At 67.2% G+C, this 15502-nt stretch carries 17 protein-coding genes; 5 read left to right on the forward strand and 12 right to left on the reverse strand.

Annotated features, from left to right (window positions below; all coding sequences use genetic code 11):
* Positions 1-43 precede the first annotated feature (43 nt).
* From G4H71_RS01700 to G4H71_RS01715, 4 genes are read right to left on the reverse strand one after another with little or no spacing between them, the layout of a single operon-like run.
* A complete protein-coding gene (locus G4H71_RS01700; RefSeq protein ID WP_072737616.1) occupies positions 44-817 on the reverse strand; it encodes an aquaporin in 774 nt (257 codons plus the stop codon).
* Positions 818-875: 58 nt separating this feature from the next.
* Entirely contained in the window at positions 876-1706 is an 831-nt protein-coding gene (locus tag G4H71_RS01705; protein ID WP_072737615.1) for a transglutaminase family protein, read from the reverse strand.
* 8 nt (positions 1707-1714) lie between these two features.
* Complete coding sequence (locus tag G4H71_RS01710) at positions 1715-2689, reverse strand: alpha-E domain-containing protein (RefSeq protein WP_072737813.1); 975 nt, start codon at positions 2687-2689, stop codon at positions 1715-1717.
* Positions 2689-4371 carry a circularly permuted type 2 ATP-grasp protein gene (locus G4H71_RS01715; RefSeq protein WP_139183156.1) on the reverse strand — a complete coding sequence of 561 codons (1683 nt, stop codon included), beginning with the start codon at positions 4369-4371 and terminating at the stop codon, positions 2689-2691. The genes G4H71_RS01710 and G4H71_RS01715 overlap by 1 nt, the downstream gene beginning before the upstream one ends.
* A gap of 170 nt (positions 4372-4541) precedes the next feature.
* On the opposite strand from G4H71_RS01715, the gene rpsT reads away from it, so the two are divergent.
* A complete protein-coding gene (gene rpsT / locus G4H71_RS01720; RefSeq protein ID WP_072737614.1) occupies positions 4542-4802 on the forward strand; it encodes a 30S ribosomal protein S20 in 261 nt (86 codons plus the stop codon).
* 78 nt (positions 4803-4880) lie between these two features.
* Here rpsT and holA read toward each other — a convergent pair whose 3' ends face one another.
* On the reverse strand, positions 4881-5849 hold the full coding sequence (holA, locus tag G4H71_RS01725; RefSeq protein ID WP_072737811.1) for a DNA polymerase III subunit delta: 969 nt from the start codon (positions 5847-5849) through the stop codon (positions 4881-4883).
* Positions 5850-6470: 621 nt separating this feature from the next.
* Here holA and G4H71_RS01730 point away from each other — a divergent pair.
* Genes G4H71_RS01730 through G4H71_RS01745 form a run of 4 tightly spaced genes read left to right on the forward strand, consistent with a single transcriptional unit; the run spans position 6471 to position 9393 of the window.
* The gene (locus G4H71_RS01730) at positions 6471-7208 is read left to right on the forward strand and encodes a DUF8017 domain-containing protein (protein WP_139278257.1); all 738 of its coding nucleotides are present in this window, start codon (positions 6471-6473) and stop codon (positions 7206-7208) included.
* Positions 7209-7226: 18 nt separating this feature from the next.
* The gene (locus tag G4H71_RS01735; RefSeq protein WP_139183157.1) at positions 7227-8438 is read left to right on the forward strand and encodes a hypothetical protein; all 1212 of its coding nucleotides are present in this window, start codon (positions 7227-7229) and stop codon (positions 8436-8438) included.
* The gene (locus G4H71_RS01740; RefSeq protein WP_139183158.1) at positions 8435-8818 is read left to right on the forward strand and encodes a hypothetical protein; all 384 of its coding nucleotides are present in this window, start codon (positions 8435-8437) and stop codon (positions 8816-8818) included. The genes G4H71_RS01735 and G4H71_RS01740 overlap by 4 nt, the downstream gene beginning before the upstream one ends.
* Positions 8818-9393: a DUF3558 family protein gene (locus G4H71_RS01745; RefSeq protein ID WP_169847144.1), complete on the forward strand. Its 576-nt coding sequence runs from the start codon at positions 8818-8820 to the stop codon at positions 9391-9393. The genes G4H71_RS01740 and G4H71_RS01745 overlap by 1 nt, the downstream gene beginning before the upstream one ends.
* A 60-nt stretch (positions 9394-9453) precedes the next feature.
* Here G4H71_RS01745 and G4H71_RS01750 read toward each other — a convergent pair whose 3' ends face one another.
* The 7 genes from G4H71_RS01750 to nadD form a co-directional block, all read right to left on the reverse strand.
* Complete coding sequence (locus G4H71_RS01750; protein WP_246442631.1) at positions 9454-11046, reverse strand: ComEC/Rec2 family competence protein; 1593 nt, start codon at positions 11044-11046, stop codon at positions 9454-9456.
* 11 nt (positions 11047-11057) lie between these two features.
* A complete protein-coding gene (locus G4H71_RS01755; protein ID WP_072737612.1) occupies positions 11058-11930 on the reverse strand; it encodes a ComEA family DNA-binding protein in 873 nt (290 codons plus the stop codon).
* Positions 11931-11999: 69 nt separating this feature from the next.
* The gene (locus tag G4H71_RS01760; protein ID WP_072737611.1) at positions 12000-12893 is read right to left on the reverse strand and encodes a DegV family protein; all 894 of its coding nucleotides are present in this window, start codon (positions 12891-12893) and stop codon (positions 12000-12002) included.
* Positions 12894-12896: 3 nt separating this feature from the next.
* Positions 12897-13691: a diglucosylglycerate octanoyltransferase gene (octT, locus tag G4H71_RS01765; protein WP_072737610.1), complete on the reverse strand. Its 795-nt coding sequence runs from the start codon at positions 13689-13691 to the stop codon at positions 12897-12899.
* Positions 13678-14343, reverse strand: coding sequence for a histidine phosphatase family protein (locus tag G4H71_RS01770; protein WP_072737609.1), 666 nt, complete (start codon positions 14341-14343; stop codon positions 13678-13680). Before G4H71_RS01770 ends, octT begins: the two co-directional genes overlap by 14 nt.
* Complete coding sequence (gene rsfS / locus G4H71_RS01775) at positions 14340-14765, reverse strand: ribosome silencing factor (protein ID WP_072737608.1); 426 nt, start codon at positions 14763-14765, stop codon at positions 14340-14342. The genes G4H71_RS01770 and rsfS overlap by 4 nt, the downstream gene beginning before the upstream one ends.
* A complete protein-coding gene (nadD, locus tag G4H71_RS01780; RefSeq protein WP_083342883.1) occupies positions 14762-15502 on the reverse strand; it encodes a nicotinate-nucleotide adenylyltransferase in 741 nt (246 codons plus the stop codon). Before nadD ends, rsfS begins: the two co-directional genes overlap by 4 nt.

Here is a 15502-nt window from a genome sequence, read left to right on the forward strand (position 1 = left end):
GCGTTGCCCGGGCAGCGTGGACGCCCGGGCAACGCGGGTGGGGTCAGCTGAGCAGTCGGTCCGTCCGGCCGAAGATCGCGCGGTAGGCGAATGCACCGATGATGCCGCCGAGCAGCGGGAACACGATGAAGAGCCACAGCTGAGCGAGCGCACCGTCCTGGTAGAAGGCCACCGCGATGCTCCGCGCCGGGTTGACCGACGTGTTGTCGATCGGGATGGCCACCAGGTGCAGTACGGCGAGGGTGAAGCCGATCGCGAGGCCCGCCTGCGGGATGTTGGAGATCCGATCGGTCGACGCGAGTACGACGAACACCAGCACGGCGGTGAGGATGACCTCGACGACCATGGCGGCTCCGATGCCGTAGCCGTTCTCGAGCACTCCACCGGCCGGACCGACCACGGCGGACGGGCTGTGCTCACCCCATCCGTTCGCGCCCAGTCCGTCGACCGAGCGGTCGTAGGCCGGCAGGGAGTTCGCGACCGCGAAGATCGTCAGGCCCGCGACGAGGCCGCCGACGATCTGCGCGACCCAGTAGCCGGCCGCGGTCACGATGCTGATCCGACCGAGGCCGAACTGGCCGAGAGTGACCGCCGGATTGACGTGACACCCCGAGATCGGACCGATCGAGTACACGAGGAACAGCAGCGTGAGGCCGAATGCGAGGGCGACGCCGAGGTTTCCCACCTTCGCTCCCGCGAACACCGCGGTACCGACCGCGCAGAACACCAGTAGGAAGGTGCCGACGGCTTCGGCGGCGTACTTCTTGACTTCCGAGATCGGTTCGATCTCTTCGATTTCCTGTGCGGTTGGAGACATGAACCCACCTTCGTCGAGCGGATCGGCAGTCTTGCTTTCGCCAGTTCTCGATCGGACTCTACGCCAGACGGGTGATCTCCACGACAACTTCGAGATCTGTTGCCCGACCACCGGAGAAGATTCCCTTCAGCGGGGGAACGTCCTTGTAATCGCGCCCGAAACCGACCGAGACGTGTTGCTCGCGTACCGGAATGGCGTTCGTCGGGTCGTATCCCCACCACCCGCCCGTCCACGCCTCGATCCAGGCATGGCTCTGCCCCTCGACGGTCTCGTTGAGCGCCGCATCGGCTTTCGGGTGGAGGTAGCCGGAGACGTACCGGCTGGGGATTCCCATGCTGCGCAGCAGCACCAGCGTCAGGTGCGCGTAGTCCTGGCACACGCCCTTGCGTTCTCCCCACGCCTCGATCGCCGAGGTGTGCACACCGGTCGTGCCGGGGACATAGGACATTTCGTCGTAGACCCAACGACAGGCGGCGACCACCGCCTCGTCCGGGCTGCGGCCGGCACTCAGTTCCTCAGCGACTCCGGCGAGTTCGTCGTCGCGGGGGGCATACGTCGTGTGCGCGAGTTGCTCGTCGAAGCGATCTCGCACCGCGTCCTCGCTCAGACCTGCCCAGTCCACCGAATCGCGTACCGCGGTGAACGGTTCGGTTTCCACCACGGACAGGCCCGTGACCTCGAGCTCGGTGTGCGGGGCGTGCAGATCGAAGGCCGTCACGGCGGTGCCCCAGTAGTCGGTGTACCGATACGACCGTGTCGCCGGGTCGGTTTCGACACGGTTGAGCACCACCGTCTGCCTGCTGTCGCCTCGGGGCGTGAGCCGGGCCTCGTTGTACGACGACGTCACGGGCGCGTCGTACGCGAACCCTGTGGTGTGCACGACCCGCATCCGCCAGCTCACAGCTCTCCCTCGACCACGGGCAGGTCGCTGCCCACGGCTCTCGCGTCGGTCCATGCCACCCACGGCGCGGAGTGAAAGTATTGCAGCGCCACGGCCTCCCCGAGCTCGCGGCAGGTGTGTTGCAGCCCGTCCAGCCGATCCTGGAGGTCCTCGAGCAGCACGCCGGGCGGGAGGAACTCGAGTTCGCTCCGTGCCCGTCCGAGCAATCGCTGCGCCTCCGCCCGTGGTCCCACCCGGCTGTCGGGCTGGTGGTCGAGCTCGGCCAGGCACCGCTCCGCCTGCAGGATGGCGTGGAAGACCGACCGGGGGAACAGCCGATCCAGCAAGATGAATTCGACCACCCGGTTCGCGTCCAGCGCGCCACGATAGGTGCGCATGTAGGCGTCGTTGGCGCCCGCCGACCGCAGGACCGTGACCCAGGCCGGGGACGACGGCCGGTCCCCCGCACGCGAGAGCAGCATCCGCACCAGCATGTCGACCCGCTCGATGGACCGCCCGAGCACCAGGAATCGGTACCCGTCGTCGCGGCTCATCGTCGAATCGGTGAGGCCGGCGAACATCGCCGCGCGTTCCTCGACGTAGCGGAAGAACTCGTGCGGGCCCAGTCGTTTCGCCGCTCGTTCGCGCTCACCCAGACCGTTGTAGGTGGCGTTGAGGCACTCCCACATCTCGCTGGAGGTCACCTCGCGCGCCCCCCGGGCATTCTCCCTGGCACTGGCCAGCGCTTCGCGGATCGAGCCGACCTGATCGCGGCTGAACGCGACGAGTTCGGTGACCGAGCGGGCATCGAGCGGCGTGGTGGGCGCGGGAATCCCGAGTACCCGCAACAGCACTCGGGACGTGCGGTCCGGATCCACGCTCGCGTCGTCCAGCAGCTGGTGCACCGCGACGTCGAGGATCCGGGCCATGTCGTCGGCTCGCTCGACGTACCGGCCGATCCAGTACAGGGACTCCGCGTTCCGTGCGAGCATCAGCATCCCTCCCGCTGGGCCTGTTGCTGCTGTTGCTGTTGCTGTTGGCTGTTGGTCAGTTCCGGCCCCTGCTCGGCCTCCGACGACGCGGCCGGCTCGGCGACCAGCTCGTGGCCGGCCAGCTCACGTACGTCCGCCGAGCTCCGGCTGGCCAGTACCCAGGTGTCCTTGCTGCCGCCGCCCTGGCTGGAGTTGACCACCAGTGACCCCTCCGGCAGCGCCACCCTGGTCAGGCCGCCGGGAAGGACCCAGACGTCGTCGCCGTCGTTGACCGCGAACGGGCGCAGGTCGACGTGCCTCGGCGCGAGCTCGTCGCCGATCTTGGTGGGTACGGTCGACAACTGCACCACCGGCTGCGCGATCCACCCTCGCGGATCGGCCCGGATCTTGCGGCGGATCGCCGCACGTTCGCTCTTCGAGGCATCGGGCCCGAACACGATGCCGTATCCACCGGAGCCCTCCACCGGTTTGATCACCAGCTCGTCCACCCGGTCGAGCACGTCCGCGCACTCGTCGTCGAGCCAGCACCGCAACGTGTCCACGTTCGCGAGCAGCGGCTTCTCGCCCAGGTAGTACTCGATGATCTGGGGGACGTAGGTGTAGACCAGCTTGTCGTCCCCGACCCCGTTGCCGACGGCACTGGAGATCACCACGTTCCCCGCGCGGGCCGCGTTGAGCAGGCCCGCCACCCCCAGCACGGATTCCGGCCGGAAGTGCAGGGGGTCGAGGAACTCGTCGTCGATCCGCCGGTAGATGACGTCCACCTGACGTTCACCCTCGGTGGTGCGCATGTAGACGACGTTGTCCCGGCAGAACAGGTCGCGGCCCTCGACGAGTTCGACACCCATCTGCCGCGCGAGCAGCGAGTGCTCGAAGTACGCGGAGTTCGCGACGCCCGGCGTGAGTACCACGACGGTCGGGTCCGCGGCATTGAGCGCCGCCGAGGCACGCAGGGCACGCAGCAGGTGGCTCGCGTAGTCGCCGACCGACCGCACCCGATGGGACATGAACAGGTCGGGGAACACCCGCGCCATCGTGCGGCGGTTCTCCATCACGTAGGACACCCCGGACGGGGAGCGCAGATTGTCCTCGAGCACCCGGAACACCCCGTCCGCGTCGCGGACGAGGTCGACACCGGCCACGTGGATACGGACTCCGTTGGGCGGGACGATCCCGGTCGCCTCACGGTGGAAGTGGGCGCACGAGGTGACCAGTCGTTTCGGGAGGACCCCGTCGCGCAGGATCTGCTGCTCGCCGTAGACGTCGGCCAGGAACATCTCGAGCGCCCGCACCCTCTGCTTGATCCCCCGCTCGAGCTTCGCCCACTCCGCCGCCGCGATCACCCGCGGAACGAGGTCGAGCGGGAACGGGCGTTCCTGTCCCGAGTGCGAGAACGTCACCCCCTGGTCGATGAACGCCCGTCCGAGCGCTTCCGACCGGGCCGCGAGGTCCTCCCGGTCCGCGGGGGCGAATGCCTTGTACACGCCCTTGTAGGGCGCGCGCACCCGCCCGGTCGGGTCGAACATCTCGTCGTAGGCGACGGAGAAGCTGTCCAGGTCGGCGTATCCGTCGAAGACGTGCGCCGCGCGGCGACCGCCGCTCGGTTTCCGGCGCGCCTGCGTCTTCGGCCGGTGGCCCGACGGCGTCGATCCGGCGGCGGTTCTCGTGGCGGGCGTCTGCATGGGCATATGCTGCTACAGCGGTGCGCTTTCGGCAGTGCGAGCGATCTGTCGACCACCGGTTTGAAACCGATACCGCTGCGCTGGTATTCTCATCTGTCGGTGCCTACGCACCCACAGCTTTCGACAGCAAGCTCGACACCCACAGCTCCAAGACGACAGGAAATCTACGCGTGGCCAACATCAAGTCCCAGGTGAAGCGGATCCGCACCAACGAGGCTGCCCGACAGCGCAACCAGTCGGTGAAGTCCGGGCTGCGTACGGCGATCCGCGCATTCCGCGACGCCGCGGCAGCCGGTGACAAGACCAAGGCCGACGAGCTCCTGGTCGCCACCAGCCGCCAGCTCGACAAGGCCGCCAGCAAGGGCGTCATCCACAAGAACCAGGCGGCCAACAAGAAGTCGGCCCTCGCGCAGGCCGCCAACAAGCTCTGACGAGCCCCACTTCGTCGTAGGCACCACGAAGCCGCCCGGTATCGCACCGGGCGGCTTTCGTCGTGCCCGGCTCGACTCTCACACGGCGCGCAACGAGGCCACCCTGCCCACCGCCGATTCGAGCGCGTAGTCGGCGTCGGCGGCTCCACCCTTGACGTCCGCGTTGAGGACGGCGACGATCTGCATCGCCTGCCCCACCGATTCCGACGTCCATCCCCGCACCACACGCTGCATCTTCTTGATCTTCCACGGCGGCATTCCCAGCGAGGACGCCATCCGGAACGGGTCCCCCGCACCGGCGGAGCCCACCTTCGCCAGTGAGTGGACGGCGTCGGCCAGCGCGTCGGCCAGCAACACGTGCGGAACTCCACGCAGCGTCGCCCATCGCAGCGCCTCCAACGCCCCGGCCCTGTCACCCTCGACGGCCTTGTCCGCGACGTCGAATCCGGACACCTCGGCCCGGCCCGAGTAGTACCGCTGGACCGCCGCGACGTCGACCTTGCCTCCGGTGTCCGCGACGAGCTGGGACGTGGCCGCGGCCAGTTCCCGCAGGTTCGATCCCACCGCTTCCACCACCGTCTGGGCCACCTCGGGCGCGACCCGGACGCCGAGTTCGCGGAACTCGGCACGGACGAATCCGACGTGCTCGCCCGTCTTGAGCTTGGTGCAGGGGTGGACCTGGGCACCCAGCTTCTCGAGTGCCCCCACCATCGACTTCGCTCGGCCCCCACCGGAATGCAGCACGACGAGCACCACTCCGAGTGGCGGATCACCGGCCGCATCCAGGACGAGGGCCGCGGCGTCCTTGCCTGCCTCGGCGGCGGCCTCGAGCACCACGACCCGGTCCTCGGCGAACAGCGAGGGGCTGAGCAACTCCGCCAGCTCCGCCGCGACAGCGTCGCCCGCGCGCATCCGATCGACCGGGACGTCCGACCCCTGACCGACCGCCGAGCGCACCTGCCCGACCAGGCCGGACACGGCGCGTTCGACGAGGAACTCCTCCTCCCCCAGGACCAGGTGCACGGGAGACAGCGCAGTTTCGCTCACCCGGTAGATGGTGCCACGTGGCTCCGACGACACATCGCCGACGCCCCGCGATGAAGAAAAGACGTCAGGCCTGCGACCAGTTGCCCGGAACGGGGGCATACCCACTGCACGCGCCGCCCGCGCAACCGCGTCAGGCGGGTTTGCTTGCGTACGTTCGGACGCGCCGACGTAGCTCCTGAATGTCGGTGAACGAGTGTTGGACGAGAGCACAGTCACCGAGTCTCGAGCCAATGCTTGCCACACGCCGATCTGTGGCCAACTTCTTTGTACAAGATCATCCGATATGAGCACCTCGAATATTCGTCGAGAGTTGTTTGCCAATTCTGCAATGGGTAACTCAGAATTTTTAGACCAGTTACGAATAGGCAGAAGTTTACCAACGCCTCTGAGACAGATCGACAACTTCCGAATTACCGCTGTGGCCGGCAAGTTCTCGAACGGGCCGTGCATGCGGAGACTTCCTCCAATAGGTCATCGTCGCCTTATCGGGCTCCGGCTCAGTGATCGCGTTTGAGGTGTGTTAGCCTCGCTGCGTTCAAAGGTACGGAATGTGCGTGCGGGTGAAGGTGGGAGCTGGGGGGAACGTTGGGACGGGTGCGATTGAGTGCAGCGTTGCTCCGGGTGATCATCGCCCTAGCTCTGGTGGTGGGTGTCTTGGTGGCCGTGATCATCGCGGCTGGAAGCCGGCACGAGCCGGAGCCATATGCCTTCAGCGAGCGACCCACTTCTAATGCCGTCCCGCCTCTGACGACTACTGCAGCTCGCCCTTCCGGCTTGCCCTTCATCGATGGGCAGCCACCGAAGATTGAAGTTCCTTCGGGGTCGCCGCAACCCATCGCAACACGGTACGGCTGGACCTACACGATTCCGGCGGACTGGGCGAACTTGGCGGGCTCCGTCGGTGGATGGTCCGACCGCATGGGCGAGATCGTTCGATACGGGGCGCTGGGCAAGTTTGGGCGCGGGCACTGCGCGGAGAGCGATGCGTCGCAGCTGGCGATGACGGGTGCCGGTGGCCGAAATGGGCTCGACCTCGAGTCGGCCGGCTGGGCAGAGATTCGAAATGTTGAGCGGATCTATGCCGATGAGGACGGGACTGCACCGACCGTGCGATATGAAGGACCGACGGAGTTCACCGTCGAGGGGGAGCGCGCGCTGCGCTTCCGCGCATATATCACCGATATTCCGAATGACGGCGGGTGCGTACCGCCCGCAGTCACGTTCGATGTTGTGACACTAAAGGGACTAGCGACCGCCGAGATCATGGTCCTGATAGTGGAGTCTCAGCGTGAGGTTCCTGGAGCGTTGGCGACGACTATTCCCGACCAAATTATCGGGACGATCGAGCGTACCCGTTGATACATTAGAGGGGGAGCGATGACAGGTGAGGTATTCGAAGCCAACAGCGGAGAAATTTCCGGCCTTTCCAACATGCTAGTCGAGATCGGCGCCGATCTCGGCGACGCTTGCAGCCTGATTGGTGAGCACGGAGCATTGGCTAACGGGGCGGATGCAGGCCGGATATTTGTCGGCCTTGCCCAAGTTTGCGATCTCACCAGATCCGTAATTGCTGGCGAGTTTGCCGATATGTCAGAGTGGCAACATCAGACATCGGTCGAGCTGAATGCGGCAGCGTGGTTTTATCACGACACTGACGCAAAAAACTACGACGCCTTCAACAGGGTTATGGAAGGGAATAGCTTCCCGCCGGCCTATGATTCACCGGCCGCGTACAGCCGCGTACATGAGCTCGACATCAAGGCCCCACCTCCCCCATCCGATGTCAAAGACGTGCGCACACTGGTCGAGGAGACTATCGGGTGGATGTCAGATGTCGATGAGAAAGTGAATGAAGCGTTTGGCTGGAGTCCTATCGATTTCGCTCTCGAGCCGCTGAAAGGGCCATGGAACGAGTTGGAGCGATTGGGTGGGGTTTATCGAACGTCGTGCGAAGGCGTCGAAAAGTGCGGAGAAAACCTTGGGGCGGCCACAGCGAGAGTGAGGGAATCATGGAAGGGGCAGGCATCACAGAGGTTCCACCAAGCTTCCACCTCACAATCTAAGGCTATGAACTGGTGGGGACCCGTTGGTAGAATTATCGACCTCGCCCTACAGCGCGCTTCAGATGAAATCCAGAAGGCGGTCATCGAAGTGGCCGAGACCATTAGGGACCTCTTGAAGCAAGAGGTTCAAATTGATGGCGCCGTTGCGATTGTGAAAATTGCCCTGAAGAAGACCCCAGTTGTTGGATGGGGCTGGCAGGCGGAGCGGATATATAATGCCTTCAAAGAGGGGTACGACCGCTGCCAGACATTGGTCAACCAGATCCAAGAAACCGTTGACGCAATCAAATCCTTTATCGAGGCGATTAAAGAACCAATCGAATCTGCGAAAAATGAAGTCGAGAAAGAATTAAGGCCAATCAAGGACAAAATTGAGCCGCTCAAAAAGGCGGTCGAAGAGGTTGCTGCCGGGGCAGAGGTGGCGCAAGACTTCGCTAAAGTTGCTGATGTCACAAGTCTAGGCGGTCGAGAAAGAAAGCCCTTCTACACTGGAAACCAAAATGAGCCCTGGGCGGATGCATCATGACAGACTTGGATCCATCGGTTGACAGTGCGTACCGAAAGCTCAGCGGTGCGCTCGACCGGTTGGCGACAGTGCGAATTCAGAGCGAGAAGGCCCGAATGGATTGGGACCTCCGAATGCAGGTCGACGACCGATTCATGCAGAAAGTGGCTGATGATCCGGGATCTTCGAAAGCGCTCAAAGAATACTCTCAGCGCGTAGCTACGGGTGAATGTACATGGAGTGAGATCACCGTCAAGCTTGGCGCGCTTCCGCCGGAAGTGATGCAGATCATGAATGATCCAGGCTACCGCTGGTATCAGCAAATTATTCCAGCTAGATCTTCTGAGTGGGAGGAAGATTCAGAGGAGCCCTATCGATTTGAATGGAACAAAGGATGGTAATGAATCGGAAACTGGCAGCTCTATGCTTGAGCCTTCTGGTGATTGCCGGATGTTCACAGATGACGGACGAGTCAGATGCAGTGCAGACGAGCGTGGCCGAGATCAGGGTGTCGCCGCGCGAAACTCTGACGGAAACAACGCCTTCCGAGGTATTCGAGGGAGTAGACCCTTGCAGTCTGGCCAGTGAAGATGAAGCGGAGCTTTTCGCCGGAGGTTTGGATACGACGCCAGAGCGGCAAGGTGGGGCCAGAAACGAAGCCGGAAGTGACGGGTGCAAGTGGGGTTCGAACGTCGTGTCGATCAAATTCACACTGAGCCCTTTCGGGTCAACCAACGACGAAGGCACGACGACCTTGACGCAGGCACTCGGTCGGCCAGTTGATCGCGTTGGCATCGACCCCGAGGTCTGTTCTGTCGAGCTTCCGTATTCGGATCGGCGGGTCGTCCAAGTTTCGGTGGTTCCCGCACCGCATCTGTTCGAGCGCACGCCGGTGACCGAGGAGAACTCGATATGTCATCAAGCCCTGCCATTTCTCCACGACATCATCGACCGGGTCGATCGGGTATGGGGATAGCAGAACCGTAAGAACGGCCGACATCGGATTCGCCACGATGGAGCGGTTCGACTCGTTCGATCACCCGGGCGGCAGCGCCCGGACGAGCGTCAACAGCGCGAGGCAGGTCAGGCACACCGCCGACGGCGAGCCTCGCCGCCACCAGCCGACAACCAGCAGAACGAGCACAGCCAGGGTCACCGCGGCTCCGGCGAGTCCGTCGGGGACGGCGACGGTCGCGGACGGCAGGCCCGCGGTGCGGCTCGCCACCTCGAGGATCCACCACAACGGAGGCCCCGCCGTCGTGAGCACCATCGCCGCCGCACCGGCATGGAGCAGGGCGACCAGCGCTCCGACCGCACCGACCACCGTGACCATCGCCACCACCGGGGCCACCGCGACGTTCGCCGCCACCGACACGAGACTGACGGTGCCGGACATGGCGGCGACCAACGGAGCGGTCACCACGCAGGCCGCGGTCGAGACGGCGAGGATCTCGGCGGGAGCCCGGGGCCAGCCGCGCACCCGCAGCCACTGCACCCAGACCGGCGCGATCACGACGAGTGCCGCGGTGGCCGAGACCGACAACGCGAATCCGTAGTCCACCGCGAGCGAAGGCCATACGGCGAGCAACACGATCACCGAGGCCGCGAGCGCCGGCAGGGCCTGCTTGCGGCGGCCCACGACGAGTGCGAGCAGCGCCACGGTGCCCATCGCCGCGGCACGCAGCACACTGGGCGACGGACGCGCGACCACCACGAACGCCACGAGTGCGACCCCTGCGAGAAGCGCGCCCGCCCGCGGCCCCACCCCCACCGCCCGCACCACCAGTAGGACCGCCCCGAGCAGGATGCTCACGTTCGCCCCGGACACCGCGGTCAGGTGGGCCAGGCCCGAGGCGGTGAAGTCCGTCCGAGTCTGCGGAAGCTGGGCGGAGGTGTCGCCGACCACCAGGCCGGGTAGCAGACCCGCGGCGTCGGTGGGCAGCGCGTCCGCCGCGGCCGCCGCGAGCCGGGTACGTACCTCCGCGGCCCACCGCTGGTGTGGGGGTGGCGGGGCCACGTCCGCCGGTGGCCCACTCACACGCAGGATCGCCACCGTCATCCCGGCACGCGCGGACGTGTTCAGGCGGGCGCGGACGGTCACCACCTGCCCGGGCACCAACTCGTCCCATCCGGCGGCAGGGGCGAACACCGTGACCGCACCCCCGGCGGGGTGGCTTCCTTCCGCGGTGGACACCGAGATCGCCCGGGCGAGAACCATCACCTGGCGGCCGGGCGACGACGAGGCAGGCAACTTCGGATCGTCGACGAGGACCACCGTCACCGTCGCGGTGGCTCCCGCACGGGCGAGATGCGCCACCAGGCCCGTCTCGGCCACGTGTACCCGGACGGCGGCGGTTCCGGCGAAACACGACGCGAAGACTGCCGCCGCGACGAGCACGAACGCCGTGACCGGAACCTCGGCCGACATCCTGTGGCCGGACCGCGCGCAGCTCACGCCCACCACGACCGCGGCGCCGACGGACGCCAGACCCGCGAGGACGGCCGCAGCCGTGGCGCCCGCGACCAGGGCCACGCCCGTTCCGATCCACGCCGCGGCAGCGAAGGGCACCAACCGGAGGTCGAGCACCGAGGTGCTCCGCTCCCCGGGCACGGGATCGGCGGGTGGCACCGAACCCGCCCTCAGACGCGGACGAGCGGACGCAGCTTCTCGAGCCGTGCCGGGCCGATGCCGTCGACCTCGCCGAGTTGGCCGACGTCGGTGAAGCGTCCGTTCGTCTCGCGCCACGAGATGATCGCGGCCGCCGTAACCGGGCCGATTCCGGGAAGCGCGTCGAGATCGGTGGCGCTCGCGGTGTTCAGGTCCACGAGCCCCGCCCCGGACCCACCGCTCGCGGCCCCACCCCCACCGCCGGGGCCACCGGCACCTGCGGAGGACGTCGTCGAACTGGGTAGCGGGCCCGTCCCGTCGACGGCGCCGACGACTACCTGGTCCCCGTCCACGAGCCTCTGGGCGAGGTTCAACCCCAGCGTGTCACCGCCGTCGCGGACACCTCCGGCGGCGGCCAGCGCATCCGCCACCCGGGCACCGTCCTGCAGGTGCACCAGCCCCGGAACGTGCACCAGCCCGACGACACTCACGACCACGTCGGGCGGTGGCTCCGGAGGCGGCGAGTCCGCTTCCGCGGCGGGCGCGGCGCCGCCCGTCGCCGTCGTGACTCCTGCCTGCACCATCGGCACCGGCGGCACGGCGGGTACCGGGTCGTCACCCCAGAGCGCGATGCCGACACCACCGACGACGAGGAGCCCGACCACCACCATGGCGATCGCACCCGCGTGTCCGGCCGCCAGCCGTGATCTCCGCCAGTGATCGGGCAGCCACGCGCGGTCCTCCACTGCTGTCTCGGTGCCGGGTTCCTCGTCCGTCAACCAGTCCGGCTCGACGGCCCGATCGCCCTCGATCCGGCCATCGCTCCCCTGCCACCGATCGGCCGTGCCCGCGGTCATCCGGGTCAACCGGTCCCGCCCCCGCCTGCGCTCTTCGTCGATCCCCATGGCCGGTGACCGTATCCGGGGCCGAGTGGGCCAGACGGCGCCCGAGGCCCGACCGAGAGAACCTGTGGATCAGTGTGACCCTGTGGAGAAACCCTCGGTTTCTTCCCGTTCCTGCACCCGGGGACTGACCACGACTCCGATCGCGCCGGGGCCGACATGGACGCCGAGGACCGCGTCGAACTCGGTCACCCGGACGCCGTCCGCGGTCTCGATCATCGTGCCGAGCCTCTGTGCCACGGACTCGGCGACATCGGGGCTGCGGAAATGGTGCACGGCCAGATCGACCGGCCTGGACCGGGTCCGGGCCGCGGGATCGGGGTCGCCGGCCGCATCCACCGCGGCGTCGAGCATTTTCGTCCTGGCCTTCGTCGCCGTGCGGGTCTTCTCGCGCACCACCAGCCGGCCTTCGTGCAGGTGCAGGACGGGCTTGATCGACAGCGCGGTACCGAGCAGGGCCGCGGCGGTGCCGATCCGCCCGCCGCGCCGCAGGTTCTCGAGACTGTCGACGACGATGAAGCAGCGGCTGCGTGCCGCGGAGTCGACGGCGACCTCGTAGACGGCGTCCAGATCCGCTCCCCGCGCCGATTCGTCCGCCGCCGCGAGCACCGCGAAGCCGAGTCCCATCGCCGTCGAGCGCGAGTCGACGATCCGGACGCGTCCCCCGAAGTCCTTGGCCGCGTTGCGTGCCGCCTCCCACGTCCCGGACAGCGGCCGGGAGATGTGCACGGCGACGACACCGTCTCCCTCACTGCGTTCGAGGGCGTGTCCGTACACTCCGCGCAGTTCCGCCGGTGACGCGCCCGCGGTGGTGGCGCCGGCGAGATCCTCGGGCATCACGTCGACGCCCTCGCGGTAGTCACGTCCGTCACGCAGCACGTGCAGTGGGGCGACGTCGATGCCACGACGCTCCGCCTCGGCGGGGTCGAGACACGCCGAGGAATCGGTGACCAGGGCTACCGCCACCGGTCACTCACCTCCGTCACCGGCGTGGCGCAACGGACGACCGTCGACGGACACGGACGAATCCACCCCGGTCTTCCGCAGGGTCGCGAGCATGGCCTCGGCGACCCGCTCGTGTCCCCGCCAGCCCCAGTGGATTCCGTCGGGATTGGCCTCGCCGGAGAAGATGTCCTCCCGCACCGCATCGGCGAGGTCGACGAGCGGCACGTCCTTCTCCTCCGCCCATCGGGTCACCGCCTCGACGGCTCCGGGACGGCCGGCGTGCACCCTGCCGTAGGCCTCGCAGTCGTGCACGGACGGCAGCGTACCGATCACCGGGAGTTCGGGACGCATGTATTCCAGTGCGCCGCGGGCATTTTCGAGATACTCGACGCTCAGTCGAGGCGGCAGCGCCACCGGCCTGCCGAGGGGAGACAGCCGCGGCTGGAGCCACTGGTATCCGGCCCGGACGACCCGGCGCACCTGGGGCGGGCGAAGGTACCGGATCTGCTCGCGCAGTGCGGTCGGCAGGGGTGAGGGCAGCGAGTCCATCCCGCCGGTGGCGAACACCACCGCGCCGGCGCGGGGGACGGAAGCCCACACCCGCGGGTCCTGGGTGAGCGCCCACCACATGTCTCGGCACGTCCACCCGATACGGGCCACCAGCTCCACGTCCCACCCGAGTTCGTGGGCCACCAGGTTCGGCCAGATCCGCGGATGGTCCGCGGGAAGGCCGCCCTCCGGTCCGTAGTACGCCAGCGAGTCGGCCAGCACCAGCAGGACCGGGCGGGCGTCGTCCACGACAGGCTCAGAGGACGTCATCGGCCACACTCGCCGACGCGTTCCACACGTCCAGACGCCAGGGCGCCGGGGCCCCGTCGACCGACGGAGGAGAGCTCAACTGGACCCAGCTCGTGTTCGCCAGGCCACCGAAGACCGGCCAGTTCTCGATCGGCAGGTCCAGCAGGGACGCGGTGAGCGCGGCGATGAGGCCACCGTGGGCCACCAACACGAGGGGCCGCTCCCCCCACTGTGGGAACTTGGCCTCGGCTTCGGCGACGACGGGCCGCGCCCTGCGGGCGACGTCCACTCGGCTCTCGCCACCGGGCGGGGCGAACGTGGAGTCGGCACGCCAGTGCAGGCGCGCGCCCGGATCCCGGGCGTCCACCTCGCGATGGGTGAGCCCCTGCCAGCGTCCCAGATGCGTCTCACGCAATCGCTCGTCGACCTGGACCGGCAGCCCGGAACTGTCGCCGAGCGCAACCGCGGTGTCGAACGCCCGTCGCAGATCCGACGACACGATCGCGAGGGGGTCGCGCTCCGCGAGCGCCACCGCGGCGGCCTTGGCCTGGGCGCGGCCGAGTTCGGTCAGCTCCGTGTCGAGTTGACCCTGCATCCGGTTGCCGGCGTTGTACTCGGTCTGCCCGTGACGGAGCAGCACGAGTCGGCGGACGGCGCCGCTCGCGGCCGTCACTGCGCCTCGTCCTCGCCCGCGGCGTCGGTCTCCCCGTCCCGATCCGGGTCGGGGTGGTGCTCGCCCAGTCCCTCGATCTCGATGGCCGGGCAGTCCTTCCACAGCCGGTCCAGGGCGTAGAAGTTGCGCTCGTCGCTGTGCTGGACGTGGACGACGATATCCACGTAGTCCAGCAGTGCCCAGCGCCCCTCCCGCGTGCCCTCCCGCCGGACCGGCTTGTGCCCGGCATCACGCAGGCGATCCTCGACGTTCTCGACGACGGCGTTGACCTGTCGCTCGGTCGGCGCGGAGGCGATCACGAAGCAGTCGGTGATCACCAACTGCTCGGACACGTCGAGAACCACCACCTCGGTAGCCAGCTTCTCGTCGGCCGCCAGTGCGGCGATACGGGCCATCGAGGTGGCCTCGGGCGTTGCACTCACTCGGTTCTCTCCCAGTTCTTCTTCTCCGGCGCGGGCTCGGACATCGTCGCCACGCCATCGGAACGGGCGACATCCTTCGGCCGGTACAGGTTTCGTTTCGAGATGTACTGGACCACTCCGTCCGGTACCAGGTACCAGACCGGCCGGTCCTCGCTCGCCCGGCGACGACACTCGGTGGACGAGATCGCCAGTGCCGGGATCTCGACGAGAGTCACCGAATTCGGCGGCAGCTGCGCGAGGTGCTCGGTGAGGTGCTCGGTGTCGAGTTCGAATCCCGGACGCGACACACCGACGAACTTGGCGAGGGCGAACAACTCTTCCCAATCCTGCCAGGAAAGGATACTGGCCAGCGCATCCGCACCGGTGATGAAGAACAGTTCGGCATCGGGGTGGGTGGCTCGCAGGTCGCGCAACGTGTCGACGGTGTAGGTGACCTTGGCGCGGTCGACGTCGACACGGCTGACCGAGAACCGCGGATTGGACGCCGTCGCGATCACCGTCATCAGGTACCGGTCCTCCGCCGGGCTGACCGAGCGCCCCTCCTTCTGCCAGGGCCTTCCGGTGGGAACGAACACCACCTCGTCGAGCCGGAACCGGTCCGCGACCTCGCTCGCCGCCACCAGGTGCCCGTGATGGATCGGGTCGAAGGTGCCGCCCATGACTCCCAGGCGCCTGCGTCGGCTCTCGCCCTCGGGCTCTCCCCCACGCGGCTCTCCCGCACTCGGCTCACCTGTCAC

It is taken from the genome of Rhodococcus triatomae (assembly GCF_014217785.1).
GTDB lineage: Bacteria > Actinomycetota > Actinomycetes > Mycobacteriales > Mycobacteriaceae > Rhodococcus_F > Rhodococcus_F triatomae.

Excerpts from the sequence above, each read along its gene's own strand:
- G4H71_RS01700 (WP_072737616.1), bottom strand. The coding sequence starts at position 817 with ATGTCTCCAACCGCACAGGAAATCGAAGAGATCGAACCGATCTCGGAA.
- G4H71_RS01705 (WP_072737615.1), bottom strand. The coding sequence starts at position 1,706 with ATGCGGGTCGTGCACACCACAGGGTTCGCGTACGACGCGCCCGTGACG.
- G4H71_RS01710 (WP_072737813.1), bottom strand. The coding sequence starts at position 2,689 with ATGCTCGCACGGAACGCGGAGTCCCTGTACTGGATCGGCCGGTACGTC.
- G4H71_RS01715 (WP_139183156.1), bottom strand. The coding sequence starts at position 4,371 with ATGCAGACGCCCGCCACGAGAACCGCCGCCGGATCGACGCCGTCGGGC.
- G4H71_RS01735 (WP_139183157.1), top strand. The coding sequence starts at position 7,227 with ATGACAGGTGAGGTATTCGAAGCCAACAGCGGAGAAATTTCCGGCCTT.
- G4H71_RS01740 (WP_139183158.1), top strand. The coding sequence starts at position 8,435 with ATGACAGACTTGGATCCATCGGTTGACAGTGCGTACCGAAAGCTCAGC.
- G4H71_RS01745 (WP_169847144.1), top strand. The coding sequence starts at position 8,818 with ATGAATCGGAAACTGGCAGCTCTATGCTTGAGCCTTCTGGTGATTGCC.
- G4H71_RS01755 (WP_072737612.1), bottom strand. The coding sequence starts at position 11,930 with ATGGGGATCGACGAAGAGCGCAGGCGGGGGCGGGACCGGTTGACCCGG.
- octT (WP_072737610.1), bottom strand. The coding sequence starts at position 13,691 with ATGACGTCCTCTGAGCCTGTCGTGGACGACGCCCGCCCGGTCCTGCTG.